20 protein-coding genes are annotated in these 23111 nt (G+C 73.7%); 11 read left to right on the forward strand and 9 right to left on the reverse strand.

The genetic code is table 11. From position 1 onward, the window contains the following. Positions 1-85: 85 nt before the first annotated feature. The 4 genes from PV343_RS24145 (at position 86) to PV343_RS24160 (ending at position 5169) form a co-directional block, all read left to right on the forward strand. Positions 86-907 carry a hypothetical protein gene (locus tag PV343_RS24145; RefSeq protein ID WP_319149038.1) on the forward strand — a complete coding sequence of 274 codons (822 nt, stop codon included), beginning with the start codon at positions 86-88 and terminating at the stop codon, positions 905-907. Beyond that, complete coding sequence (locus PV343_RS24150; RefSeq protein WP_319149039.1) at positions 904-2154, forward strand: HAMP domain-containing sensor histidine kinase; 1251 nt, start codon at positions 904-906, stop codon at positions 2152-2154. The genes PV343_RS24145 and PV343_RS24150 overlap by 4 nt, the downstream gene beginning before the upstream one ends. Before the next feature lie 172 nt (positions 2155-2326). Then, entirely contained in the window at positions 2327-3688 is a 1362-nt protein-coding gene (locus tag PV343_RS24155; RefSeq protein WP_319149040.1) for an FtsW/RodA/SpoVE family cell cycle protein, read from the forward strand. 23 nt (positions 3689-3711) lie between these two features. Beyond that, complete coding sequence (locus PV343_RS24160) at positions 3712-5169, forward strand: penicillin-binding transpeptidase domain-containing protein (protein WP_319149064.1); 1458 nt, start codon at positions 3712-3714, stop codon at positions 5167-5169. 129 nt (positions 5170-5298) lie between these two features. Here the strand turns inward: PV343_RS24160 and PV343_RS24165 are convergent, their stop codons facing one another. Next, positions 5299-6120, reverse strand: a complete 822-nt coding sequence (locus tag PV343_RS24165) for a hypothetical protein (RefSeq protein ID WP_319149065.1) — start codon at positions 6118-6120, stop codon at positions 5299-5301. A 35-nt stretch (positions 6121-6155) separates the two neighbouring features. Next, complete coding sequence (locus tag PV343_RS24170) at positions 6156-7265, reverse strand: ferritin-like domain-containing protein (RefSeq protein ID WP_319149066.1); 1110 nt, start codon at positions 7263-7265, stop codon at positions 6156-6158. Between the two features lie 123 nt (positions 7266-7388). Between PV343_RS24170 and PV343_RS24175 the strand changes: the two genes are divergently transcribed. The 4 genes from PV343_RS24175 (at position 7389) to PV343_RS24190 (ending at position 10571) form a co-directional block, all read left to right on the forward strand. Beyond that, complete coding sequence (locus PV343_RS24175; protein WP_319149041.1) at positions 7389-8327, forward strand: diiron oxygenase; 939 nt, start codon at positions 7389-7391, stop codon at positions 8325-8327. A gap of 106 nt (positions 8328-8433) precedes the next feature. Next, positions 8434-9087, forward strand: a complete 654-nt coding sequence (locus PV343_RS24180; RefSeq protein WP_319149042.1) for a TetR/AcrR family transcriptional regulator — start codon at positions 8434-8436, stop codon at positions 9085-9087. Continuing rightward, the gene (locus tag PV343_RS24185; protein WP_319149043.1) at positions 9074-9397 is read left to right on the forward strand and encodes a hypothetical protein; all 324 of its coding nucleotides are present in this window, start codon (positions 9074-9076) and stop codon (positions 9395-9397) included. Before PV343_RS24180 ends, PV343_RS24185 begins: the two co-directional genes overlap by 14 nt. Before the next feature lie 112 nt (positions 9398-9509). Continuing rightward, positions 9510-10571, forward strand: a complete 1062-nt coding sequence (locus tag PV343_RS24190; RefSeq protein ID WP_319149044.1) for a C40 family peptidase — start codon at positions 9510-9512, stop codon at positions 10569-10571. Here PV343_RS24190 and PV343_RS24195 read toward each other — a convergent pair. The 5 genes from PV343_RS24195 to PV343_RS24215 are packed head-to-tail and all read right to left on the reverse strand — an operon-like array spanning position 10544 to position 16252. Continuing rightward, the gene (locus PV343_RS24195; protein WP_319149045.1) at positions 10544-11797 is read right to left on the reverse strand and encodes a styrene monooxygenase/indole monooxygenase family protein; all 1254 of its coding nucleotides are present in this window, start codon (positions 11795-11797) and stop codon (positions 10544-10546) included. The genes PV343_RS24190 and PV343_RS24195 overlap by 28 nt on opposite strands. A gap of 25 nt (positions 11798-11822) precedes the next feature. Next, entirely contained in the window at positions 11823-12470 is a 648-nt protein-coding gene (locus PV343_RS24200; RefSeq protein ID WP_319149046.1) for a GTP-binding protein, read from the reverse strand. Beyond that, on the reverse strand, positions 12451-12870 hold the full coding sequence (locus PV343_RS24205; protein ID WP_319149047.1) for a DUF742 domain-containing protein: 420 nt from the start codon (positions 12868-12870) through the stop codon (positions 12451-12453). The genes PV343_RS24200 and PV343_RS24205 overlap by 20 nt, the downstream gene beginning before the upstream one ends. Beyond that, positions 12867-13364: a roadblock/LC7 domain-containing protein gene (locus tag PV343_RS24210; RefSeq protein ID WP_319149048.1), complete on the reverse strand. Its 498-nt coding sequence runs from the start codon at positions 13362-13364 to the stop codon at positions 12867-12869. Before PV343_RS24210 ends, PV343_RS24205 begins: the two co-directional genes overlap by 4 nt. After that, complete coding sequence (locus tag PV343_RS24215; protein WP_415923510.1) at positions 13361-16252, reverse strand: nitrate- and nitrite sensing domain-containing protein; 2892 nt, start codon at positions 16250-16252, stop codon at positions 13361-13363. Before PV343_RS24215 ends, PV343_RS24210 begins: the two co-directional genes overlap by 4 nt. 399 nt (positions 16253-16651) lie before the next feature. Here PV343_RS24215 and PV343_RS24220 point away from each other — a divergent pair, with 399 nt between their 5' ends. Then, complete coding sequence (locus PV343_RS24220; RefSeq protein WP_319149049.1) at positions 16652-17440, forward strand: hypothetical protein; 789 nt, start codon at positions 16652-16654, stop codon at positions 17438-17440. 60 nt (positions 17441-17500) lie between these two features. Here the strand turns inward: PV343_RS24220 and PV343_RS24225 are convergent, their stop codons facing one another. Further along, positions 17501-17992: a MarR family winged helix-turn-helix transcriptional regulator gene (locus tag PV343_RS24225; RefSeq protein WP_319149050.1), complete on the reverse strand. Its 492-nt coding sequence runs from the start codon at positions 17990-17992 to the stop codon at positions 17501-17503. Positions 17993-18231: 239 nt separating this feature from the next. Here PV343_RS24225 and PV343_RS24230 point away from each other — a divergent pair, with 239 nt between their 5' ends. Both PV343_RS24230 and PV343_RS24235 read left to right on the forward strand, forming a co-directional pair. Further along, positions 18232-19056, forward strand: a complete 825-nt coding sequence (locus PV343_RS24230) for a lysozyme (protein ID WP_319149051.1) — start codon at positions 18232-18234, stop codon at positions 19054-19056. 151 nt (positions 19057-19207) lie between these two features. Then, positions 19208-21589: a SpoIIE family protein phosphatase gene (locus tag PV343_RS24235; RefSeq protein ID WP_319149052.1), complete on the forward strand. Its 2382-nt coding sequence runs from the start codon at positions 19208-19210 to the stop codon at positions 21587-21589. Positions 21590-22063: 474 nt separating this feature from the next. Here the strand turns inward: PV343_RS24235 and PV343_RS24240 are convergent, their stop codons facing one another. Then, positions 22064-23050 (reverse strand): serine/threonine-protein kinase, encoded by a 987-nt coding sequence (locus tag PV343_RS24240; RefSeq protein WP_319149053.1) that lies wholly within the window; start codon positions 23048-23050, stop codon positions 22064-22066. Positions 23051-23111: the final 61 nt, after the last annotated feature.

Below are 23111 nucleotides of genomic sequence, written 5' to 3' on the forward strand. Positions count from 1 at the left end.
CCCAGCGCCGCCCCGAGTGCGCAAAAAGGACTTCCGTACGAATAAGGTGTACGAGGTCCGTGATCCCGCCAGTCCCAGGAGCACCGTGCCAGCCCGTCGTCCCGTGCGCGCCGCCGTCGTCGCGGCCGCCGTCGCCCTGCTGTCGGTGATGGCGGTGGCCTGCGGGGACGCGGGCGGTCTTGAGGGCGCGGGGGCCACCCCGACCGCGGTGAGCCCGGCGCGGCTGTGGCCCGATCTGCGGCCGGCGTCGAGTCCGGCGTACGCGTACGACGAGGGCAGCACGGAGATCGTCAAGGGCGTCGCGGTGCCGGACGACGACATCAGGAAGGTCGACCCGGTGGACGTGGTGCGGGCCGAGTTCGCCGCGCATCCGTCCGACTACGGGTCGAAGGGGACGTACCACGCGACGGTGGACCGGATGAAGGAGTGCGCGCCGGGCGGGAACCGGGCGCGCTGCCCGCTGCTGAAGGCGTACTACCGGGATCTGACCGGGGACGGCCGGGCCGACATGACGCTGGGCTTCCGGCTGTACCCGACGAACCAGACGGCGGTGCGGGTGTACGCGGTGGACAAGCACCGGCTGGTGCAGGTGCTCGCCGACAACGACGCGATCCTCGGGGTCGAGCTGGCCGGCCGGGCGGTGATCGTCCGCTCCGCGGCGGGGATCACCGGGTACGAGTACCGCACCACCTGGACCTGGGACCCGGAGCGGCGGGCGATGGTGTTCTCGCGGGACGAGTTCCTGCGCACCGGGCGGGGCCGGCACAGCCACGCGCCGTCCCCGTCGGCCACGGCCGGCGTCTCTCCCTCGGCATCGGACACGGCCGGCGCGTCTTCCTCGGCCACGGCCGGCGCCTCCCCCGGGGCCACGTCCGGCGGCGCCTCCCCCTCGGGGGGCCTCCGGTGAGGCTCGCGCTGCCGCGGTGGGCGGGGACGCTCGCGGTGAAGACGGCCGCGTTCATCACGGTGATGTGCTGTGCGCTGGCCGCACTGCTCGGGGTGCTGGTGCATGTGTCGGTGACCGACCAGACCGTCGGGCAGGCCCGGGACCTGGCGCTGTCCCGGCTGCAGGACGCCACGCAGGCGTACGAGGCCGGGGACGCGCTGCCGCCGGGTGCCGGGGTGGACTCCCGGGGGCTGCCGGCGCGGCTGCGGGCGCTGGCGCTGACCGGGGCGCGGGGCACGATGGTGACCTCGGACCAGGGGCGGCCGATCATGTGGGCGGCGGGCCCGGCCGACGGGCGGCGGGCGCTGGCGGTGGAGGTCGACTACGCGCAGCAGTCCCGTACGATCGCCGGGCTCGACCGGTCGATCCTGTGGTCGTCGGCGCTGGCGATCGGGGCGACGGTGCTGGTCGGCGCGTTCGCGGTGACCCGGGTGACGCGGCGGCTGCACGGCACCGCGCGGGTGGCCCGGCTGATCAGCGCGGGCGATCTGGACGCGCGGGTGAACGATCCGCGGGCGAAGGACCCGACGCGCCCGCAGGACGAGGTGGCGGTGGTGGCGGCCGCGCTGGACTCGATGGCCGCGTCGTTGCAGGGCAAGCTGCTGAGCGAGCAGCGGTTCACCGCGGACGTGGCGCACGAGCTGCGGACTCCGTTGACCGGACTGCACGCGGCGGCCGAGCTGCTGCCGCCGGGGCGGCCGACCGAGCTGGTCAGGGACCGGGTGGCGGCGCTGCGGACGCTCACCGAGGACCTGCTGGAGATCTCCCGGCTGGACACCGGGCGGGAGCGGCTGGAGGCGGACACCGAGGAGCTGGGCGCACTGGTGGGCCGGGTGGTGCGGGCCTCGGGGACGGACACCGAGGTGCGGGTGGTGCGGGACGTCCGGGTGGAGACCGACCGGCGGCGGCTGGAGCGGGTGCTGGGCAACCTGGTGGCCAACGCGCACAAGCACGGGGCCCCGCCGGTGGTGCTGACCGTGGACGGGCCCGAGGTGACCGTGCGGGACCACGGCGGCGGCTATCCCCGGTACCTGGTGGCGCACGGCCCGCAGCGGTTCCGCACCGAGGGCGGGGCGAAGGGGCACGGGCTGGGGCTGACCATCGCGGTCGGACAGGCGGAGGTGCTGGGCGCACGGCTGACGTTCACCAACGCGGTGGACGGCGGCGCGGTCGCCGTACTGGCCCTGCCGGGAGCCGAAGGCGAGTAGCGGGGCCCTGGGCGGCCCCGCGACCGGCCGCTGCCCTCGCCCCGCCGCAGGCACCGGCCGGCACCGCACCCGAGCCGGACCCGCCCCGCACCGCGGCCCTCCGCCCCGCCGGTGCCCCGTGACTCCGGGGCGCCTGTCCGGCCGGGCTCGGTCATTTCGGTAGGTTCCGGACATGACCAAGGCCGGAACCGCCGTGGCGACACCTCGGGAACGTGCCCGCGCCGTGCGCCTCCCCCGGCGCCGTGGCGTCGAGCTCGCGCTGATCGTGCTGGCCGTGCTGCTGTCGGTGTACGGCTACTGCGCGGTGGGCCTGGCGCGCAGCGGTACCGTGCCGCCCGGGGCCGTCGGCTACGGTGCCGGGCTCGGGGTGCTCGCCCTGTTCGCCCATGTCGCGGTCCGTATCCGGGCGCCGTACGCCGATCCGCTGCCGCTGCCGATCGGGGTGCTGCTCAACGGCCTCGGCCTGGTGCTGATCTACCGGCTGGACCTGGAGACGCCGGGCGACCGGGCGGCCCCCGCCCAGCTGGTGTGGTCCACGCTGGGGGTGGCCCTGTTCATCGCCGTGGTCCTGGTGCTGCGCGACCACCGGGTGCTCCAGCGGTACTCGTACGTGTGCGTGGTCGCGGCCCTGGCGCTGCTGCTGCTGCCGATCCTGTTCCCTGCGGTCAACGGGGCCCGCATCTGGATCCGGATCGCCGGTTTCTCCATCCAGCCGGGCGAGTTCGCGAAGGTGCTGCTGGCGGTGTTCTTCGCCGCCTACCTGGCCGCCAACCGCAACGCGCTCGCCTACACGGGCCGCCGGCTGTGGCGGATCCAGTTCCCCACCGGCCGGGTGCTCGGCCCGATCGTGACGATCTGGCTGCTGAGCGTCGGGGTGCTGGTGCTGGAGCGGGACCTGGGCACCTCACTGCTGTTCTTCGGGCAGTTCGTCGTGCTGCTGTACGTAGCCACCGGCCGGACCGGCTGGATCGCGGTGGGCCTGATGCTCGCGGTGCTCGGCGCGGTGGCCGTGGGCCGTCTGGAGCCGCACGTGAACGGCCGGATCGAGGACTGGCTGCACCCCTTCGCCACCATCGAGGCCGGGCTGGGGCCCAACCAGCTCGCCCAGTCGCTGTTCGCGTTCGCGGCGGGCGGGCTGCTCGGCACCGGGCTCGGGCTGGGGCACTCCATCCTGATCGGCTTCGCGACCAAGTCGGACTTCATCCTGGCGACGGCAGGGGAGGAGCTGGGGCTCGCGGGCCTGGCGGCGATCATCCTGCTGTACGCGCTGCTGGTGGAGCGCGGCTACCGGGCGGGGCTCGCGCTGCGCGAGCCGTTCGGGCGGCTGCTCGCGGTCGGGCTGTCCTCGATCCTGGCGTTGCAGGTGTTCGTGATCGCGGGCGGGGTCACCGGCCTGATCCCGCTGACCGGCATGGCGATGCCGTTCCTCGCCCAGGGCGGCTCCTCGGTCGTCACCAACTGGGCGATCGTGGCGCTGCTGATCCGGGTGAGCGACTCGGCGCGCAGCCAGTACGACGGGCAGGAGGCCCCGTGACGGAGTACGGCAACGGCCGGCCGATGGCGCGGTACATCCGGCACGCCTGCGCGTTCTGCGTGCTGCTGCTGGTGGCACTGCTGGTCAACGCGGCCCGGGTGCAGCTCGTGCAGTCGTCCTCCTACGACGCCAACCCGGCCAACCGCCGCCCGGCGATCGCCCGTTACCAGCAGCCCCGGGGCGACATCCTGGTGGGCGGCGAGCCGGTCACCGGCTCCACGGACACCGGGGAGCAGCTGCGCTACGAACGCACCTACCGGGACGGCCCGTTGTACGCGCCGGTGACCGGGTTCGCCTCGCAGCTGTACGGCACCACGTTCCTTGAGCGCGCCGAGGACGGGGTGCTCTCCGGCACCGACCCGATGCTCGCGCCGCTGCCGCTGTGGAACGACGTGACGCGCCGGGCGAGCCCCGGCGGGAACGTGGTGACGACGCTGAACCGGAAGGCGCAGCAGGCGGCGTACCGGGGGCTGCACGGGCGCAAGGGCGCGGTGGCGGCGATCGAGCCGGCCACGGGCCGCGTCCTGGCGCTGGTGTCGACGCCGTCGTACGACCCCGCCGAGCTGTCGGGCAACAGTGAGGCGGCGGCCTCGGCGTGGGCGCGGCTGAACCACGATCCGGAGAAGCCGATGCTGAACCGGGCGGTGCGGCAGACCTATCCGCCGGGTTCGACGTTCAAGGTGGTCACCGCGGCGGCGGCGCTGGACGCGGGGGTGGTCACGGATCTGGACGGGCGCACCCGCTCCCCCGACCCCTACCGGCTGCCGGGGACGGACACGCGGCTGACCAACGAGGGCGACGGCTGCCGGGACACCACGCTGCGGGACGCCTTCGCGTGGTCGTGCAACACGGTGTTCGCGAAGCTGGGCGTGGACGTGGGGGTGACGGACATGGCGGCCACGGCCCAGGCGTTCGGCTTCAACGACACCCGGCTGCGGGTGCCGTTCGCCGTGGCGCCGAGCACCTTCGACACGCACGTGGACAAGGCGCAGCTGGCGCTGTCGTCGATCGGGCAGTACAACACCCGGGCGACGCCGTTGCAGATGGCGATGGTCGCGGCGGCGGTCGCGGACGACGGGCGGCTGCGGACGCCGTACCTGGTGGAGCGCACCACCCGTCGGGGCGGCGAGACGGTCGCGGGCGGCGGGTTGCGGCCCGAGCGGCAGGTGATGCGCCCGTCGACGGCGGTGCGGCTCAGGGAGCTGATGACGGACGTGGTCCGGGAGGGCACCGGGACCAACGCGGCCATCCGCGGTGCCACGGTGGGCGGCAAGACGGGGACGGCCCAGCACGGTCTGGGCAACGCCGGGGTGCCGTACGCCTGGTTCGTGTCCTGGGCGCAGGGCGACGACGACCCGGAGCCGAAGGTCGCCGTCGCGGTGGTGGTCGAGGACGCCTCGGCGGACCGGGGGGAGATCAGCGGCGGCGGGGACGCGGCGCCTATCGCCAGGGAGGTCATGCGGGCGGTGCTCGGGCTGTGAGCCGAGGGCCCGGCCGGGCCCCGGCGGGCGGTGGTCGGCTCCCGCCCGGGCCCCGGCGGGCCGTGGTCGCTGCCCGCCCGGGCCCGGCGGGCGGTGGTCAGCGCCCGCCCGGGTCCCGGCGGGCGGTGGTCAGCCGATCGGCCGGACCGTCTCGGAGCGGACCTTGGCGGTGAGCCGGGCCGCCGCTTCGAGGTCCACGTCGGCGGGGTCGGCGGTCAGGGCGCCGGGGGCGATCTCGCCGACCATGGCGGCCGTGTTGCCGTCGGCCCAGGCGCAGACCGGGTAGGTGGCCTTCAGACCGGAGTGGTTCTCGGTGACGACCTCGCAGCTGATGGTGGTGTCCGTGCCGGGCGGGGTGACGTCCTTGGCGGGCTCCACGACGGTCACGCCGTCGGCCTTGCCGGCGCCCTTGAGCATGTTGGCGCGGCCGTCGGCCGTGTTCTGGAAGCGGCCGTACAGGCCGGAGATCACCAGGCTGCCCCGGCCGTCGTTGCCGCCCACGCCGTAGCGGGCCACCACGGAGTCGGTGACCTTGGCGTCCCAGGCGCCGTCGACCTCGTCCTCGATCTTCTGGCCCTCGGTGCCGGAGAGGTCCTGGGTGAGTTCGTACTTGCCGTCCACCAGAGTCCGGGGCGCGGTGAGCTTGTTCTTGGCCGCCGGGAAGTCGTGCTCGACCTTCAGCCCGATCAGGGCGAGTGCGACCACGCCGAGCACGACCAGTCCGACGACTCCGCCGACGATGCCGAGCACCAGCCCGACCCGGCTCTTCTTCGGGGGCGGGCCCATCGGGGGCATGCCCCAGGCGGGGTACGGCTGCTGCGGGTAGGACCCGGGAGCCGGGGGGTAGGGCTGCTGCTGGGGGTACGGGGAGCCGTACGGGCCCGGCGGCGGTGGAGTCTGCGGGGGCTGCTGACCGTAGGGGTACTGCGGCGGCTGGGGCGGCGGAGGCATGGACACGCCAGCACGTTACTGCACCTGAGTGACGTTCAGGACGGTTCGCCGGCTGCTTCGATGGTCTCCCGCACCTCGGCCACCCGTTCCCGCTCCTCGGCGGCGAAGCGCTCCGCGTCCAGCCGCTCGGCGATCTCCTCGTCCTGGGTCATCAGCAGGTCGAGGCTGGCGTCACCCATCTCGAACACGCCCAGGTCGAGGTAGGCCTGCTGGAGCCGTCTGCCCCACAGCCCGATGTCCTTGACGCAGGGCACGATGCGGCTGAAGAGGAGCTTGCGAAAGAGCTGGAGGAACTCCGAGTCCTCACTGATCCGTTCGGCCTCCGCACGCGGGATGCCGAAGTTCTCCAGCACCTCGACCCCGCGCAGCCGGTCGCGCATCAGGTAGCAGCCCTCGATGACGAACTCCTCGCGCTCGCGCAGTTCGGCGTCGGTGAGCTGCCGGTAGTAGTCGCGCAGGGCCATACGTCCGAAGGCGACGTGCCGGGCCTCGTCCTGCATGACGTAGGCCAGGATCTGCTTGGGCAGGGGCTTGTCGGTGGTGTCCCGGATCATGCCGAACGCGGCGAGGGCGAGCCCCTCGATCAGCACCTGCATGCCCAGGTACGGCATGTCCCAGCGGCTGTCGCGCAGGGTGTCGGCGAGCAGGGACTGCAGGTTGTCGTTGATCGGGTAGAGCATGCCGATCTTCTCGTGCAGGAAGCGGCCGTAGATCTCGGCGTGCCGGGCCTCGTCCATGGTCTGGGTCGCCGAGTAGAACTTGGCATCCATGTCGGGCACCGACTCCACGATCCGGGCGGCGCAGATCATCGCGCCCTGTTCGCCGTGCAGGAACTGGCTGAACTGCCAGGAGGCGTAGTGCTTGCGCAGTTCGCCCTTGTCCCGGTCGGTGAGCTTGTCCCAGTACCGGGTGCCGTAGAGGGACATCGCCTCCTCGGGGGTGCCCAGCGGGTCGTAGGGGTCCACCTCCAGCTCCCAGTCGATGCGCCGCTGCCCGTCCCACTGCTTGTCCTTGCCCTTCTGGTAGAGGGCTAGCAGGCGGTCGCGGCCCTCGTCGTACTCCCAGCTGAAGCGGGCCGCGCCGGACGCGGGCACCTGCCACGGGGAGCTTCCGGGGTCGTCTGTGTACAGGTCGTGGCTCGGCATACCTCGCAGAGTCACACGTAGACGGTGAGTCAACAAGTCATGCGCGAGGGATTGACGGCGTTGCTGACACGCAGTCTCATAAGAGGCGGACGACGTACCCCCGGGTAACGAGGTGAGGGAGCCATGACGACCCTGACGGAAGCGGACGCGCTCGACGGACTGCGCGACGCGCTCGGCCTGCTCAAGGACCGCGAACAGGTGGCCGAAAGGCTGCTCGTCTCTTCCGCCAAGCACTCCTTCGACCCCGACAAGGAGCTGGACTGGGACGCGCCCTTCGAGGAGGGCAAGTGGTTCTGGCCGCCGGAGCTGGTCTCGCTGTACGGCACCCCGATGTGGCGGCGGATGAGCGAGGAGCAGCGGATCCTGCTCTCCCAGCACGAGGCGGCCGCACTGGCCTCGCTCGGCATCTGGTTCGAGATCATCCTGATGCAGCTGCTGTGCCGGCACATCTACGACAAGGCGGCGACGAGCGCGCACGTGCGCTACGCCCTCACCGAGATCGAGGACGAGTGCCGGCACTCCAAGATGTTCGCGCGGCTGATCGAGCGCGGTGACGCGCCCTGGTACCCGGTGAGCCGGGCGCACCAGAACCTCGGACGCCTGTTCAAGACCATCTCCACGACCCCCGGTTCCTTCACGGCCACGTTGCTCGGCGAGGAGGTGCTGGACTGGATGCAGCGGCTGACGTTCCCCGACGAGCGGGTGCAGCCGCTGATCCGCGGGGTCACGCGCATCCACGTGGTCGAGGAGGCCCGGCACGTGCGGTACGCCCGCGAGGAGCTGCGGCGCCAGATGCTGACCGCGCCCAAGTGGTCGCAGGAGTTCACCCGGGTCACCTCGGGCGAGTTCGCCCGGGTGTTCTCGGTCGCCTTCGTCAACCCCGACGTCTACACCAACGTGGGCCTGGACAGGCGTGAGGCGATGGTCCAGGTGAAGGCCAGCGGGCACCGGCGGGAGGTCATGCAGAGCGGGGCGAAGCGGCTGACCGACTTCCTGGACGACATCGGGGTCCTGCGCGGCGTCGGCCGGCGGCTGTGGCGCTCCTCGGGCCTCCTGGCCTGAGACGCGCCGTCCAGGCGGATTCCGGCCGCCGGATAAGCCGGCGGCCGCGAGGAACGGCGTGATCGGCCACGACCGGCCGGCACCGGGGCCGACTACGCTGAACCCCATGACCCCCACCGTCCCGGCCTACCGCAGGCTGAGTGTCGAGGAGCGGCGGAGCCAGCTCCTCGACGCCGCGCTCTCCCTCTTCGCGCACCGCGCGCCGGAGGACGTCTCGCTGGACGACGTGGCCGAGGCGGCCGGGGTCTCGCGCCCGCTCGTGTACCGCTACTTCCCCGGCGGCAAGCAGCAGCTCTACGAGGCCGCGCTGCGGTCGGCCGCCGAGGAGCTGCGCCAGTGCTTCGACGAGCCGCGCCAGGGCCGGCTGCTGCCCCGGCTGTCCCGGGCGCTCGACCGCTACCTGGCCTTCGTGGACGGGCACGACACCGGTTTCAGCGCGCTGCTCCAGGGCGGCAGCGTGGTGGAGACGTCCCGGACGACCGCCATCGTGGACGGGGTGCGCCGGGCCGCCGCCGAGCACATCCTCGGCCACCTCGGCGTCCGCGACCCCGGACCGCGGCTGCGCATGACCGTCCGGATGTGGATCACGGCCGTCGAGGCGGCCTCGCTGATCTGGCTGGACGAGGGCAAGCAGCCCGAGGCCGGCGAACTGCGCGACTGGCTGGTCGAGCAGTTCGTGGCGGTCCTCACGGTGACCGCCGCCCGCGACCCGCAGACCGCGGCCCTCGTCGGCACGCTCGCCGGGGATGGCCGAGACTGAGGGTGTGAAGAGTCAGGACACCCCCTTCGAGGGCGGCCCCATGGACGGGCGCGTGCTGCCCGTCCTGCTGGGCATGACCGGCCACCCCCCGAAGACGTACCGCATCCCCGTCCCGGACGCGGCCGGCGGCCCGCCCACGGTGCTCGTCTACCGCCGCGTGGCCCGCGCGTACGGCAGGCGGACCGGCGTGGTGCGGGGCTGGAAGTACCGCTACGACCCCGAGGGCGGCAGCGGCAGCGGCCGGATCAGATGGCCGTGGGCCAGGAAGGACGCCACGCCGTCCGGCAAGCCGGGCGGCCCGACCGGGTGAGAAGGCTGCGCCGGACGGCGTACGCATGCTCCACACGGCACACCGACACGTCTGATTATCACCGTGCGGAAGCGGGCGGAGGGTCCGCCCGTACCGCACCGGAGGTGATGACGTGTCAGGAGTGCTCGTGCGCCTGGCCTGTACGGCAGCGGTCGCGGCCCAGGCGGTCCTCGCGCCCGTGCCCGCGGTGGCCGAACCCGCGCCGCGGTCCGTCTCCGGACTGCTGACGGACCTTCAGCGGCTGTACCGGCAGGCCGAGCAGGCGACCGAGACCTACAACACCACCGCGGAGCGGCTGAAGCGGCAGCAGGCGGAGGTGGCCCGGCTCGACGGCGAACTCGCCCGCGCCCGGCTCGCCCTGCAGGGCAGCCGCACCGACGCCGGGCGCCTGGCCCGGCAGCAGTACCAGAGCAGCAGCGACTTCTCCGCCTACCTGCGGCTGCTGCTGGCCCGCGACCCGCAGCACGCGCTGGACGAGGGCCATGTCATCGGCCGGCTGACCCGCGAACGGGCCGAGACCATGACCCGGCTCACCGGGACCGAGCGGAAGCGGGACGAACTGGCCCGCGCGGCCCGCCGGGCGCTGGACGCCCGGCTCACCCTCGCCGGGCGGCAGAGGAAGCAGCGCGACGACGTGCGGGCCCGGCTGGCCGACGTCGAACGGCTCCTGGCGACCCTCACACCCGAACAGCTCGGCGCGGTGGCCAGGCTGGAGCGGAACTCGGTCGCCGAGGCCCAGCGCGGCCTCACCGCCTCGGGCGCCCTCGGCGGCGACGACCGCCCGCCGTCCCGCGGCGGCGACCGGGCCGTCCGCTACGCCCTCGGCCAGGTCGGCAAGCCCTACCGGTGGGGCGCCCAGGGCCCGGAGTCCTTCGACTGCTCGGGCCTGACGTCCCGGGCGTGGCGGCAGGCGGGCACCCCGATCCCCCGCACCAGCCAGGAGCAGTGGGCCCGGCTGAAGCGGGTCCCGCTGCGCGAGCTGCGCCCCGGCGACCTCGTCGTGTACTTCCCGGAGGCGACCCACGTGGCGATGTACGTGGGCGACGGCGAGGTCGTCGAGGCGCCGAGGCCCGGCGAGAAGGTGGAGGTCTCCCCGCTGGCGTCCTATCCGGTGCTCGGCGCCGTACGACCGGACGGCTCCGCCGCTCAGGCCCCGGCGACCGAGGCCAGGTAGGCCTCCGTGCGCTCCGGCTCGTAGAAGAAGTTCTCGAAGTCGGCCGGGTCGTCGAAGCCGTTGGCGAAGCGGTCGGCCACCGGCTGGAGCCCGCCCGCGGCGCCCAGCAGGTTCAGGACGTGCTCCGGCGGCGGCGCCAGCATGGCGTTCGTCCACTTGGTCACGTGCTGGGCGGTGGCCCAGTAACGGTCGAAGGTGGCCCGCATCCACTCCTCGTCGAACGGCTTGTCCCCCTGCTCGAGGATGGAGCCGAGGTACGCGGCCGCGCACTTGGCCGCGGAGTTCGAGCCCTGGCCGGTGATCGGGTCGTTGGCGACGACCACGTCGGCGACGCCGAGCACGAGTCCGCCGCCGGGCAGCCGGCCGACGGGGTTGCGGACGGTCGGCGCGTACCGGCCGGCCAGCGTGCCCCCGGCGTCGGTCAGTTCGACCTTCGTGGCCCGCGCGTACTCCCAGGGCGTGAACTTCTCCATGAGTTCCAGGGTCAGGGAGAGGTGCTCCGCCGGGTCCTTGACGCCGCCGAAGACGTCGAGCGGGCCGCCGGGTATGCCCTCCCAGAACAGGATGTCGGCCCGGCCGGACGTGGTCAGCGTCGGCATGACGAACAGCTCGCCGACACCGGGGACCACGTTGCAGCGGACCGCGTCGAAGTCCGGGTGCTCGGGGCGCGGGCCGAGCCCGTGGACGTAGGACACCGCCAGCGCGCGCTGCGGCTCGGTGTACGGGGAGCGCTCCGGGTCCCGGGCGAACATCGACACCAGCTCGCCCTTGCCGGCCGCGACCAGGACGAGGTCGTAGGCGCGGGAGAAGTAGTCGAGGTCGCCGACCGCGGCACCGTGGATGACGAGCTGGCCGCCGCGCTGGGCGAAGGTCTCCATCCAGCCGGCCATCTTCACCCGCTGGTCGACCGACTGCGCGTACCCGTTCAGCCGGCCCACCCAGTCGATGGCCCGCTGGGTGGGCCCCGGGTCGTGCGAGCCCGGGGCCGCGACCGAGACGCCGAGCCCCTCGATCCTCGGGGCCTGGGACTCCCAGAAGTTGAGCTGGAGGTCGCGCTCGTGCTGGAGCGCCGTGTCGAACATGCACTGCGTCGACATGACCCGGCCGGAGCGGATCTCGTCCGCGGTCCGGTTCGACATCAGGGTGACCTCGTAGCCGTGGGACTGCAGGCCGAGGGCGAGCTGGAGACCGGACTGGCCGGCTCCGACGACGAGTATCTTCCGCATGCGGGTGAGGGCTCCTAACGGGGACTTACTCGGGGGTTTCGTCGAGCGCGTGGCCGACGAGGGCCAGGAGGGTCTCGATGGCCGAGATCCGGCGCCGCGCATCCATGATCATGACAGGGATGTGGGCGGGGATGGTCAGCGCCTCGCGCACGTCCTCCGGCTCGAACAGCTCGCTGTCGTCGAAGTGGTTGACCGCGACGACGTACGGCAGCCCGCAGCTCTCGAAGTAGTCCAGGGCCGGGAAGCAGTCCTTCAGCCGGCGGGTGTCGGCCAGCACGACGGCCCCGATCGCGCCCCGCACCAGGTCGTCCCACATGAACCAGAACCGCTGCTGGCCCGGGGTGCCGAACAGGTACAGCACGAGGTCGTCGTCGAGCGTGATGCGGCCGAAGTCCATGGCCACGGTGGTGCTCAGCTTGCCGGGGGTGGCGGACAGGTCGTCGGTGCCCTCGCTGGCCTCGGTCATCAGCGCCTCGGTCTGCAGCGGCGTGATCTCCGAGACGGCCGTGACCAGCGTGGTCTTGCCGACCCCGAAGCCCCCGGCCACCACTATCTTGGTGGCTATGGGGGCCCGGGTACGGTCCTGCTGCCAGGCTTTCAGGTCCTCGTCGGGCTCGGCGAAGCCGGCGACGAGGGGGGCGACGCCGGTGGCGTCAGAGACGGCGGAGTCCACTCAGCACCCTTTCCAGCAGAGCGCGGTCCGGACGGCCGGTGCCGTGACCGGTGCCGGTGCCGTACACACGGATCTTTCCCTGGTCCGCGAGGTCGCTGATGAGGACGCGGACCACGCCGAGCGGCATCTGCAGCAGCGCGGCGATCTCGGCCACCGTGCGCATCCGGCGGCACAGTTCGACGATGGCCCGCATCTCCGGCATCACCCGGCTGGAGAGCGGGTTGTTCGTCAGTTCCTTGCGCTCCTCGGCGGCTTCGAGGGCGGCCGTGGTGCCCACGAACGTCTCCACGAGGAGGACGTGGCCGAAGCGGGTGCGGCCGCCGGTGAGCGAATAGGGGCGCACCCGGGCGGGCTTGCGGTCGCCGCCACGCACGGGCAGTTTGCTCACTGTGCCGCTCATCGGGCGCTCCCGGTCGACTCGGCCTCCAGGGACTTGCGCAGCTCGCTGCGTAGTTCGGGGGTCAGCACATGGCCGGCGCGGCCGACGAAGAGCGCCATGTGGTAGGCCACCACGCTCATGTCGCACTCCGCCGAGCCGTGCACCCCGAGCAGCGAGCCGTCGCTGATCGACATCACGAACAGGCTGCCCTCGTCCATGGCGACCATCGTGTGCTTGACCCCGCCGAACTCCATCAGCCGGGCGGCGCCGACGGTGAGGCTGCCGATGCCGGAGACGATGGTGGCGAGGTCGGCGGAGGAGCCACGGGGGCCCTTGGCCGGACGGGCGCGACGGGACTGCTCGGTGTGTCCCGGGTCGGAGGACAGGAGCAGCAGACCGTCCGAGGAGACCACGGCGACGGACTGGATGCCGGGGACCTCCTCGACCAGGTTGGTCAGCAGCCAGTGCAGGTTGCGGGCCTCACTGCTCAGTCCGAAGGTACTGGGCGCGGTCAACTGCTTGCCTCCTCGACTGTGCCCCCCGTGGCTTCTTCGGTACGTTCCGCGGTCTCCGCCGCCACCTCGCGATAGCCGGCCTGTGCTCCCTGGCGGAAGCCGCCGAGCCTGCGGCGCAGGGCTTCGGCGTCCACGCCCGCGGCGCGCTGGCGGGGCGGTGCCGCCGGCGCGGTGATCCTGGGCGTGCGCTTGGGCAGGCCCTTGCTGGTGACCGGCTCCGCCTCGGGCGCGGCCTCGTCGTCGCCGGCGGCCGCCGTGCGCTTTCCGTCCCCGGCCGCGAGCGGTCCCCCCGGGGTGTCTCCGCCCTCGGCGGACGCGGGGTCCGCGAGCTCGGGGAGGAGAAGTTCCATGGTCGTCTCGGCGGGTGTCTCCCGCGGCCCCTTCGGCCGGGCCGGCGCCCGCGCCGCGTCCGGTTCCGCTGCCTCGACGGCTCCGGTGTGCGGCTCGGCGGCCCGTGCGTGCGGCTCGGACGCCTCGGCGGCCGCCGCGTGGGGCTCGGGGCTCCCGGCGGCGCGGGCGTGCGGCTCAGGGGTGCCGGCGGCCTCGGCCGACGGCTCCTGGTCGTCCGTGGCGCGGGCGTGCGGCTCGGGCTCCGCGGCGGGCCGGGCGTGCGGCTCCGGCTCCGCGGGCTCCGGGGCGGGCTCCCCGGTCGCGCGCGCCGCCCGCTCCGCCAGTGCCACCAGCGGGTCGGTGTCCTTCGGGCGGGCGTGCAGGACGTTGGAGTTGGCCTCGGCGTCGGCGCCGGGCAGGGAGAAGGTCTGGGTGCTGTCCGGGCGCCTGGCCGGGGGCGGCACCGCCGCCGCGGGGGCCTCGGCGAGCAGGGACTGGGGCAGGACGACGACGGCGGCCACCCCGCCCTGCTTCTGCTCGCGCAGCTGGACGCGGATGCCGTGCCGGTGGGCGAGGCGGGCCACGACGTACAGGCCGAGGCCGAGACCGGCCTCGCCCTCCCGGTCGTAGGGCGACTCGGGGTCGAATTCGGCGAGGCGGGCGTTGAGGCGGTCGAGGCGGTCGCCGGCCATGCCGATGCCCTCGTCCTGGACGGACAGCATGACCTCGCCGGACTCCAGCAGCCAGCCGGAGATCTCGACGGGCAGGTCCGGCGGGGAGAACGAGGTGGCGTTCTCCATCAGCTCGGCGAGCAGGTGGGAGAGGTCGTCCGCGACGAAGCCCGCCAGATGGGCGTGCGGAGGCAGGGCGGCGATGCGGACGCGCTCGTAGCGCTCGATCTCGCTGACCGCCGCGCGGACCACGTCGACCAGCGGGACCGGGCCGTGGTGCTGCTGGACGTGCTCGGTGCCGGCGAGGACCAGCAGGTTCTCGCTGTGGCGGCGCATGACCGTGGCGAAGTGGTCGAGCTTGAAGAGGGTGGCGAGCCGGTCGGGGTCCTGCTCGCGGTCCTCCAGGCCCTCGATGACGGCCAGTTGCCGCTCGACCAGGCCGAGGGTGCGCAGCGCGAGGTTGACGAAGGTGCCGCCGATGCTGGTGCGCAGCCGGTCCAGCTGGGCGGCGGAGTCGGCGAGTTCGGCGCGCAGTTCCTCGCGGGCGTCGGCCATCTTCTGCCGCTGGCCGACCAGGTGCTTGCGGTCGGCCTCCAGCGTGGCCACACGCTCGTGCAGGGCGGCGGCGTGCGCGTGCAGGGCGTTGACCGAGCGGACGACCTGGGCGAACTCGTCGTTGCGGCCGGTGAAGGCGATCGGCTCCTGGCCCGCGGGGTCCTCGGCGTCGGCCAGGCGGGCGGAGCCGCGGCGCAGCACGGAGAGCGGGCGGGTGAGGGTGCGGGCCATGGCGGTGGCGATGCCGACGGCGACCAGCATGAGGGCGCCGAGGACGGCGACGCGGATCTCCAGGGCGGTGACGTCGTCGTCCCGCAGCCGGGCGAGGTCCTTGGTGCGGTGGTCGTAGAGCGCCGACTCGGCGCCGCGCATGAGGTCGACCCGGGCGGACAGGGCCGCGTCCAGCTTCTTGGTGCTGGTGGACAGTTCGCCGTCGGTCAGGGAGGGCTGGTCGGTGAGGGCGGCCAGGTACTTGTCGGCGGAGTTGACCTCGGGGCCGGTGACCGTGGAGTCGTAGGAGGTCACGGACGCCTTGGGGGCCGTCTCGCGGAAGTCGGCGAGGGCCGCGTCGGAGCGCAGCCGGGCGATCTGCGCGGCGGCGGTGAGCGCGTCGCGCTGCTTGCGGTCGGCGGCGGTCGTGGTGGTGGTCGTCGTCGGCAGGCCGGTGGTGGGGTCGATGACCGTCTGCCGGGTGGACGGGACGCTGAGCGCGGCGAGCAGCAGGCCGCGGGCGGCCGCGGAGTCCTGGACGGCGGAGTCCAGTTCGGCGAGGGGGTGGACGCCGGTGCCGGCCCGCGGGGGCAGCCGTTCGGCCAGTTCGTCGGCGAGCCGGTGCAGCGCGGCGATGGTGGCCGAGTACGTCTGGTGGGTGCGCAGCGCGTCCGTCTTGCCGGTGAGCGCGGACCGGCGGACCGCGGCGATGCCGTCGAGGTCCGCGCGCAGCCCGGCCGGGGTGTCGGTGTCGGCGCGCAGCTCCTCGACCTGGCGGTCGACGCGGGCGCTGCGGTCCTCGGAGGGCGCCTTGGACTTGGGGCGGCCGGCCGCGACGTAGGAGGTGACCTCGTCGCGTTCGTCGGCGAGCGAGTGGGCGAGCGCGAGCGCGTCCTCGGTGCGGCCGGCCAGCGTCACCAGGTCCTGGGAGTCGCTGAGGTCCTGGGATGCGGCGAGCAGCGAGGGTGCTCCCGCTCCGGCGACGGCCGCGGCCACCACGGCCACGGCGACGATCAGCCGGGTGCGCACATGGGTGGGGCGGCCGGCGCCCACCGGGTTCTGCGGGGCGGCCCCCTCGGGGGTCGTCTGCCTGCCTGTGCGCCGAGGCCGCTTCATCTGCACCGGTGCTCGCAATCCTGAACTCGTCTACCCATGGGCCCGGGTGGCGCCCCGACGTCTGGGTCCTGGTGCCAAGTGGTGCGTACACCCGGTTCGTACGGTTCCCGACCCTCCCAGCGCCGGTGAGCAGTGGTCGCGCATCACCTGACCCGCCACCCGAAGGAGTGAACATCGAAGGGAAGTTGGCGGGCAAGTTCCAGCGGCCTGTGCGCGGCCGGTGCGCGGCGGGCCGGTTGGACGCGCGCGGCAGGCTTTGGCAGTATTCGCCGCCACGTCTTCCCGGAGTGCTCCCATTACCGCGCATTACCCGCAAACCAGGCGGCTGACCTGGGCGGGGGGCCGATTCGGCGGCGGTTGCCGGCGTGCGGCGGAGCCTGTGAAGGGCTCGTGCAGACTGGCGGGATGCGAACAGATCTCGTTTCGGAACCCGGTGACCCGAACCGCCCCAACGAGGACTTCGCAGGTGTCGGACTACCCGCCTGCGGTCAGGGTGGTTGCGTGATCTTGCTGGACGGAGTGACGCCGCCGCGGGACGGCACGGGCTGTGTGCACACGGTCCCCTGGTTCGTCCGGCGGCTCGGCGGCGCGCTGACCGAACTGACCGTTTCGCGGCGGGATCTGACGCTCCCGGAGGTCCTCGCGGAGGCGATCGAGCGGACCGCCGGGGCCCACGCGGGCACCTGTGACCTTTCTCACCCGCGCACGCCTCAGGCGACCGTGGCGCTGTCCCGCTGGTCGGACGCGGCCGTGGAGTACCTGGTGCTGTCGGACTCCGTGCTGCTGCTGCGGTCGCCCGGCGGTGCGGTGACCCCGGTGCTGGACGACCGGCTCGCCCGGCTGCCGCGAGCGGCGCTGGCCACCGACGCGCTGGTCGACACGCATCTGCGCAACAAGGAGGGCGGGTTCTTCACGGCGGCGGCCGATCCCTCGGTCGCCGTCCGCGCGGTCACCGGCACGCTGCCCCGCGCCGAGGTCGGTGCCCTGGCCGCGCTGTCGGACGGCGCGGCCCGCTGGACGGAGCGGTTCGAGGAGGGCGACTGGACGGCGCTGTTCGGGTTCCTCGCCGAGGCGGGCGCCCGCCGGCTCGTCGGCCGGGTGCGCGAGCTGGAGGCGGCGGACCGCGAGGCCCGGGTGTTCCTCGGCCGCGCCAAGACGCACGACGACGCGACGGCGGTGTTCGTGGAGCTGTGAGGACCACCGCGGGGGCCGCCGTGCGATTCACCGCGAGGGCCGGCGTGGGGACCAGCCGGCCTAGCGCTCCATGACGTTGTTCAACTGGTGGATCAGACGGGCCAGTTCCGCCACCTCGCGGCGGTCCCAGTGGGCGAGCTGGCGGACGTAGCGGGCGCGGCGGGCCTCGCGGACCTTTCCGACCCGGCCGCGGCCCTCGTCGGTCAGGGTCACCAGCCAGGCCCGTCCGTCCGCCGGGTCCGGCTCGCGGGCGATCAGGCCGAGCTCCTCCAGGGCGCGCAGCTGGCGGGACATGGTGGCCTTGCCGACGCCGATGTAGGCGGCCAGTTCGGTGGCACGCTGGCCGCCCAGCTCGTCGAGGCGGATGAGCAGGCCGTAGGCGGAGGACTCCAGGTCGGGGTGGACCTCGCGGGCCATCTCGCCCTGGCTGGCCCGGGCGCGCCGGAGCAGCACCGTCAACTCGCGCTCCAGCGCCAGGAACTCCTGGTCTGCACCACTGGGCGTCGCTTGGCCGACGGTGCCGGACGCACCGCCGTTTCCGTCCTCGTGCACGTCAGCACCCCTGCTCGGTTTCGCGGTCCTGAAAGTTTCTGTCAAACGTCGTCATTGCCGCAGCTCCGTAAGTATTTCGCAGGCGTAGACCAACGGCAGCCTCCGGACCCTCTTCCCACGCCGTCATCTACGTGCGTAGCTTCTTCAGCAGGCAAGTAATGACATGACCACGCCAGTGAAGCAACGGTCACTTCGGTCACCCCACGCGCCCCCACACCTCACTCCCCCGGAGACACGTCATGCCCGTGCCCAGACCCGGTTTCCTGCGGCCAAGCCCGCTCGCCGTCCTCCTCACGGCCCTGCTGTCGGCGCTCGCCCTCTCCGTCCCGCTCACCACCGCCCGTGCCGCGACCACGCCCGGCCGGGGCACGGCGTACATGGGCATGGGGGTCCTCGCCCACGACGGCCGGGCCGGCACCCCCACCACCGGTGACGTCACCCAGACCGAGGGCGTCGACGTCGCCGGCTACCAGGGCAACGTCGCCTGGAGCACCCTGTGGGGCAGCGGCGTCCGCTGGGCCTACACCAAGGCCACCGAGGGGACGTACTACACGAACCCCTACTTCGCCCAGCAGTACAACGGCTCGTACAACGTCGGCATGATCCGCGGCGCGTACCACTTCGCGACCCCCGACACCACGAGCGGCGCCACCCAGGCCAACTACTTCGTGGACCACGGCGGCGGCTGGTCCCGGGACGGCAAGACGCTGCCGGGCGTGCTGGACATCGAGTGGAACCCGTACGGCGCCGCCTGCTACGGCAAGACGGCGAGCGGGATGGTGAGCTGGATCGCGGACTTCCTCGCCACCTACAAAGCGCGCACGGGCCGGGACGCCGTCATCTACACGGCGACCAGCTGGTGGACCCAGTGCACCGGCAACTACGGCGGCTTCGCCGTGAACAACCCGCTGTGGATCGCCCGCTACGCCACGGACCCCGGCACCCTGCCGGCGGGCTGGGGGTACTACACGATGTGGCAGTACACCTCCTCGGGCCCGACGGTCGGCGACCACGACAAGTTCAACGGCGCCCTCGACCGGGTGCAGGCACTGGCCAACGGCTAGCCCCCTCGCGTGTCGCCGAAGCGGCGGTCGTCCCCGAGGGACGGCCGCCGCGTTCTCGCGCCGCCGCCGTGCGGGCTTGCGTTGGTGCTCCGCGCCGGCCGGGATCATGCTGGTCAGGAGAGCCTGACGAGCAAGGGCGAGATGAGCGGCGATGGAGCGACAGTCGACGTACACGGCCACGGCCACCATCGATGAACAGGGCATCCTGACCAGCTGGAGCGAGGGTGCCCGGCGACTGCTCGGCTACGAGTCCTCGGCCGTCGTCGGACGGCCCGCCACCGCCCTGCTCGCCGCAGAGGGCGCGGCCGCCCGGCGGGTCCTGGCCGGGCGCGACCGGTGGAACGGCACCGTGCCGCTGCGGCACCGGGACGGCCACCGTCTGGAGCAGGGCCTGCTCGCCCACCGCCGCACCTCCGGCACCGGGACCACCGACTGGCTCGTGGTGTCCGCCGTGGGCGACCGCCCGCAGCCGCCCCGGGGCGAGCCCCTGGAGGAGTGGACCTTCATCCAGTCGCCGTTCCCGCTGGCCATCTTCGACACCGAACTGCGCCTCATGCGCGCCAACCGCCGCCTCGAGCGGGCCCTGTCGCTGCCCGAGGCGGCGATGCGCGGACTGCACCTGGCCCACATCGCCCCCGGCCGGGCCAGCGACGACGCCGACCGCACGATGCGCGAGGTGGTGGAGAGCGGCGAGCCTCGGGAGCTGCGGACCGGTGTCGGCGCGGGGCTCGGCCCGCCGACCGTCCTCACCCCGCTCAAGGACGGCACCGGCCGGGTGCGCGCCGTCTGCCTCGCGGCGCAGCGGCGCGCGGCGGACCCCGCCGCCGGGCCGGACGACGGGGACGCCGGCCCAGGGGACGCCGACACAGCCGGCACACGGGCCGGCACCTCCCCCGAGCTGCGGCACACCGCGCAGGAGCTGGCCGACGCCACCGTCCCCCGGCTAGCGGACTTCATGGCCGTGGACCTGCTCGACGCCCCGCGTGGCCGGGCCGAGCCCGGCGACTCCACGGCGAGCCCGCTCGTCCTGCGCCGCGCCGCGGTACGGGCCGTCCCGGACGGCGACGGGCCCGCGCCGGGGGCCCGGGTGGGCGAGGCGACCGCCTACGAACCGGGCTCACCCCCGGCGGACTGCCTGATCTCCGGCCAGTCCGTCCTGTACGCCACCTCGGATCCGGTGGTGTCGGGATGGGCGGCGGTGGACCCGGCCGCCGCCTGGCTGCACGCCTACGGTGCCCACTCGCTGATGGTGGTGCCGGTGCGGGCCGAGGGCAGCACGCTCGGGGTGGCCCTGTTCGGCCGCCACCGGCGGCGCGAGCCGTTCGGCCCCGAGGACCTGCGGCTGGCCGAGGAACTCACCACGAAGGCGGCCACCGGCCTGCGCACCGGCCGCCGCGCCGCCCGGGCCCGCACCACCACCATGTCCCTGCAGCGCAGCCTGCTCCCGCACACCCTGCCCGACCAGGCGGCCCTGGAGATCGCCACCCGCTATCTGCCCGCGGCCACCCGGGCCGGGGTGGGCGGCGACTGGTTCGACGTGATCCCGCTGTCCGGGGCGCGGGTCGCGCTGGTCGTCGGCGACGTCGTCGGCCACGGCATCCGGGCCTCGGCCACCATGGGCCGGCTGCGCACCGCCGTGCGCACCCTGGCCGACGTCGACCTGCCCGCCGACGAGCTGCTCACCCACCTCGACGACCTCGTGCTGCGGCTGGCGGCGGACGAGGGCAGCGCCGACCCGGCCGCGGAGACCGCCGGGGGCATCGGCACCACCTGCCTGTACGCGGTCTACGACCCGGTCTCCCGGCACTGCACGCTCGCCCGGGCCGGGCACCCGCCGCCCGCCGTGGTCACCCCGGACGGCACCGTCCGCTTCCTGGACGTGCCCGCCGGGCCGCCGCTCGGGCTCGGCGGACTGCCGTTCGAGGCGTTCGAGACGGAACTGCCCGAGGGCAGTCTGCTCGCCCTGTACACCGACGGGCTGCTCGAAGCCCGCGACCACGACATCGACGAGGCGCTGGACAAGATGTTCGCCGCGCTCGTGCGCCCGGCCCCGAACCTGGACTCGGTCTGCGACCGGGTGCTCACCGAGCTGCTGAGCCACCGCCCCGAGGACGACATCGCCCTGCTCGTCGCCCGCACCCGGGCGCTGCACGCCGACCGGGTCGCCGCCTGGGAGCTGCAGAGCGAGTTCACCGTGGTGGCCCTGGCCCGCAAGTACACGACCGACCAGCTCGGCGCCTGGGGACTGGAGGAGGCCGCCTTCACCACCGAGCTGATGGTCAGCGAACTGGTCACCAACGCCATCCGCTACGGCCGCCCGCCCATCCAGCTCCGACTCATCCACCAGGACTCCAAGCTGATCTGCGAGGTCTACGACTCCAGCGGCACCACCCCGCACATGCGGCGCGCCCGGATCTTCGACGAGGGCGGCCGCGGCCTGCTGCTCGTCGCGCAGCTCGCCGAGCGCTGGGGCACCCGGCACGACCGGGTCGGCAAGACCGTGTGGGCGGAGCAGTCGCTGCCCGGGCGCTGAGGCGACGGCCTGACACGACGGCCGCCCCGCCGCGGGGCTGCGGGGGCGGGATGTCGGTGGGTCCCTTGGGTCGGTCTTCCGGTCGGTCGGTCTTCCGGTCGGTCGGTCTTCCGGTCGGTGCGGTCGGGGCGATCCTCAGGCTGTCACTTGACGACCACGTCGCCGCCTCCGGGCGGGGACTGCGGGGCGGGCGCGTCCGGCGGCGGGGTGCTGCCGGTGCCCGGACCGGGGTCCTTGGCGGGCGCCGCGTCCGGGGTGGTGGAGCCGCCGGAGCCGGTGCCCCCGGTGCCGGGGGGAGGCGTCTTGTCGGGGCAGGGCGGGCCGTTCTTGCCGTTGGTGCCGGTGCCGTTGCGGCCGTTGGTGCCCTTGCCGCCGCACGAGCCCCGGCCGCGGCCGCCGGTGCCGCCGGTGCCCGTGCCGCCTGCGGCGGTGCAGACCGTGGCGTCGCCGCCGGTGGCCCTTATAAGGCCGGAACTACGCCGGTCCCCCGAGGACCGGGGCGGCCCAGGCGGGTGGCTCGGGCACCGCGGGGGCGGCCGGCCGGGCCGGCTCCAGGCGCACGTCCACCAGCGTCGGCGTGCGTTCCCGGTGGGCGGGGCCGGCCACGGCGGCGCGCAGCGCGGCGACGAACTCCAGACAGGAGCCGTACCGGTCGTCCGGGGCCTTGGCCAGCGCCCGGCCCAGGACGTCGTCGACGGCCGGCGGCAGCCCGGGCCGGTCCTCGCTGAGCGGGGGCGGCGGGTCGTACTGGTGCGCCCACAGCAGTTCGAGGTCGTCCTCGCGCCGGAAGGGCGGGGCGCCCGCGAGCATCTCGTGGACGACGCAGGCCAGGCTGTACAGGTCCGACCGGCCGTCCACGGGGCGGCCCGCGACCCGTTCGGGCGCCACGTAGTCGAGGGTGCCGACGAACTCGCCGGCCGTGGTGAACCCGGTGAGCGACAGCGACTTCTTCGCCAGCCCGAAGTCGGTCAGGTAGACGTGCTCGGGGTGGTCGCTGTCGACCCCCTTGGCGACCAGGACGTTGCCGGGCTTGACGTCCCGGTGCACCAGGTCCCGTTCGTGGGCCGCGTCGAGCGCGGACGCGAGCTGGGCGGCGATGCGCAGCGCGGCGGGCACGGGGAGCGGGCCGTCGCGGTCGAGCACGGCGCGCAGGTCGAGCCCGTGGACGTAGCACATCGCGATGTACAGGATCCCGTCCGTCTCGCCGGCCTCGAAGACGGGGACGATGTGGGGGTGCTCGATGGCGGCCGCGACCCGGGACTCCTGGGTGAAACGGCGGCGGAAGGCCTCGTTGCGGGTGTACTCCGGGGCGAGCAGTTTGAGGGCGACCGTACGGCCCAGGCGCAGGTCCTCGGCGCAGTAGACGACGGCCATGCCGCCGTGGCCCAGCTCGCGCACCACGCGGTAGCCGGCGATCTCCGTCCCGATCGGGCCGGAGGGTTGGACCGCCTGCCCACTCACGCCCGAATTCTATCGATCCGGCCCGGACACGCGCGCGCGGACCCGTGCCGGGGCCGCCGGG

Source organism: Streptomyces sp. WI03-4A, from assembly GCF_033792105.1.
Lineage (GTDB): Bacteria > Actinomycetota > Actinomycetes > Streptomycetales > Streptomycetaceae > Streptomyces > Streptomyces collinus_A.

Excerpts from the sequence above, each read along its gene's own strand:
- PV343_RS24195 (WP_319149045.1), bottom strand. The coding sequence starts at position 11,797 with ATGCGGAAGATACTCGTCGTCGGAGCCGGCCAGTCCGGTCTCCAGCTC.
- PV343_RS24205 (WP_319149047.1), bottom strand. The coding sequence starts at position 12,870 with ATGAGCGGCACAGTGAGCAAACTGCCCGTGCGTGGCGGCGACCGCAAG.
- PV343_RS24230 (WP_319149051.1), top strand. The coding sequence starts at position 18,232 with ATGCCCGTGCCCAGACCCGGTTTCCTGCGGCCAAGCCCGCTCGCCGTC.
- PV343_RS24165 (WP_319149065.1), bottom strand. The coding sequence starts at position 6,120 with ATGCCTCCGCCGCCCCAGCCGCCGCAGTACCCCTACGGTCAGCAGCCC.
- PV343_RS24185 (WP_319149043.1), top strand. The coding sequence starts at position 9,074 with ATGGCCGAGACTGAGGGTGTGAAGAGTCAGGACACCCCCTTCGAGGGC.
- PV343_RS24160 (WP_319149064.1), top strand. The coding sequence starts at position 3,712 with ATGGCGCGGTACATCCGGCACGCCTGCGCGTTCTGCGTGCTGCTGCTG.
- PV343_RS24155 (WP_319149040.1), top strand. The coding sequence starts at position 2,327 with ATGACCAAGGCCGGAACCGCCGTGGCGACACCTCGGGAACGTGCCCGC.
- PV343_RS24235 (WP_319149052.1), top strand. The coding sequence starts at position 19,208 with ATGGAGCGACAGTCGACGTACACGGCCACGGCCACCATCGATGAACAG.
- PV343_RS24180 (WP_319149042.1), top strand. The coding sequence starts at position 8,434 with ATGACCCCCACCGTCCCGGCCTACCGCAGGCTGAGTGTCGAGGAGCGG.
- PV343_RS24175 (WP_319149041.1), top strand. The coding sequence starts at position 7,389 with ATGACGACCCTGACGGAAGCGGACGCGCTCGACGGACTGCGCGACGCG.
- PV343_RS24220 (WP_319149049.1), top strand. The coding sequence starts at position 16,652 with ATGCGAACAGATCTCGTTTCGGAACCCGGTGACCCGAACCGCCCCAAC.
- PV343_RS24170 (WP_319149066.1), bottom strand. The coding sequence starts at position 7,265 with ATGCCGAGCCACGACCTGTACACAGACGACCCCGGAAGCTCCCCGTGG.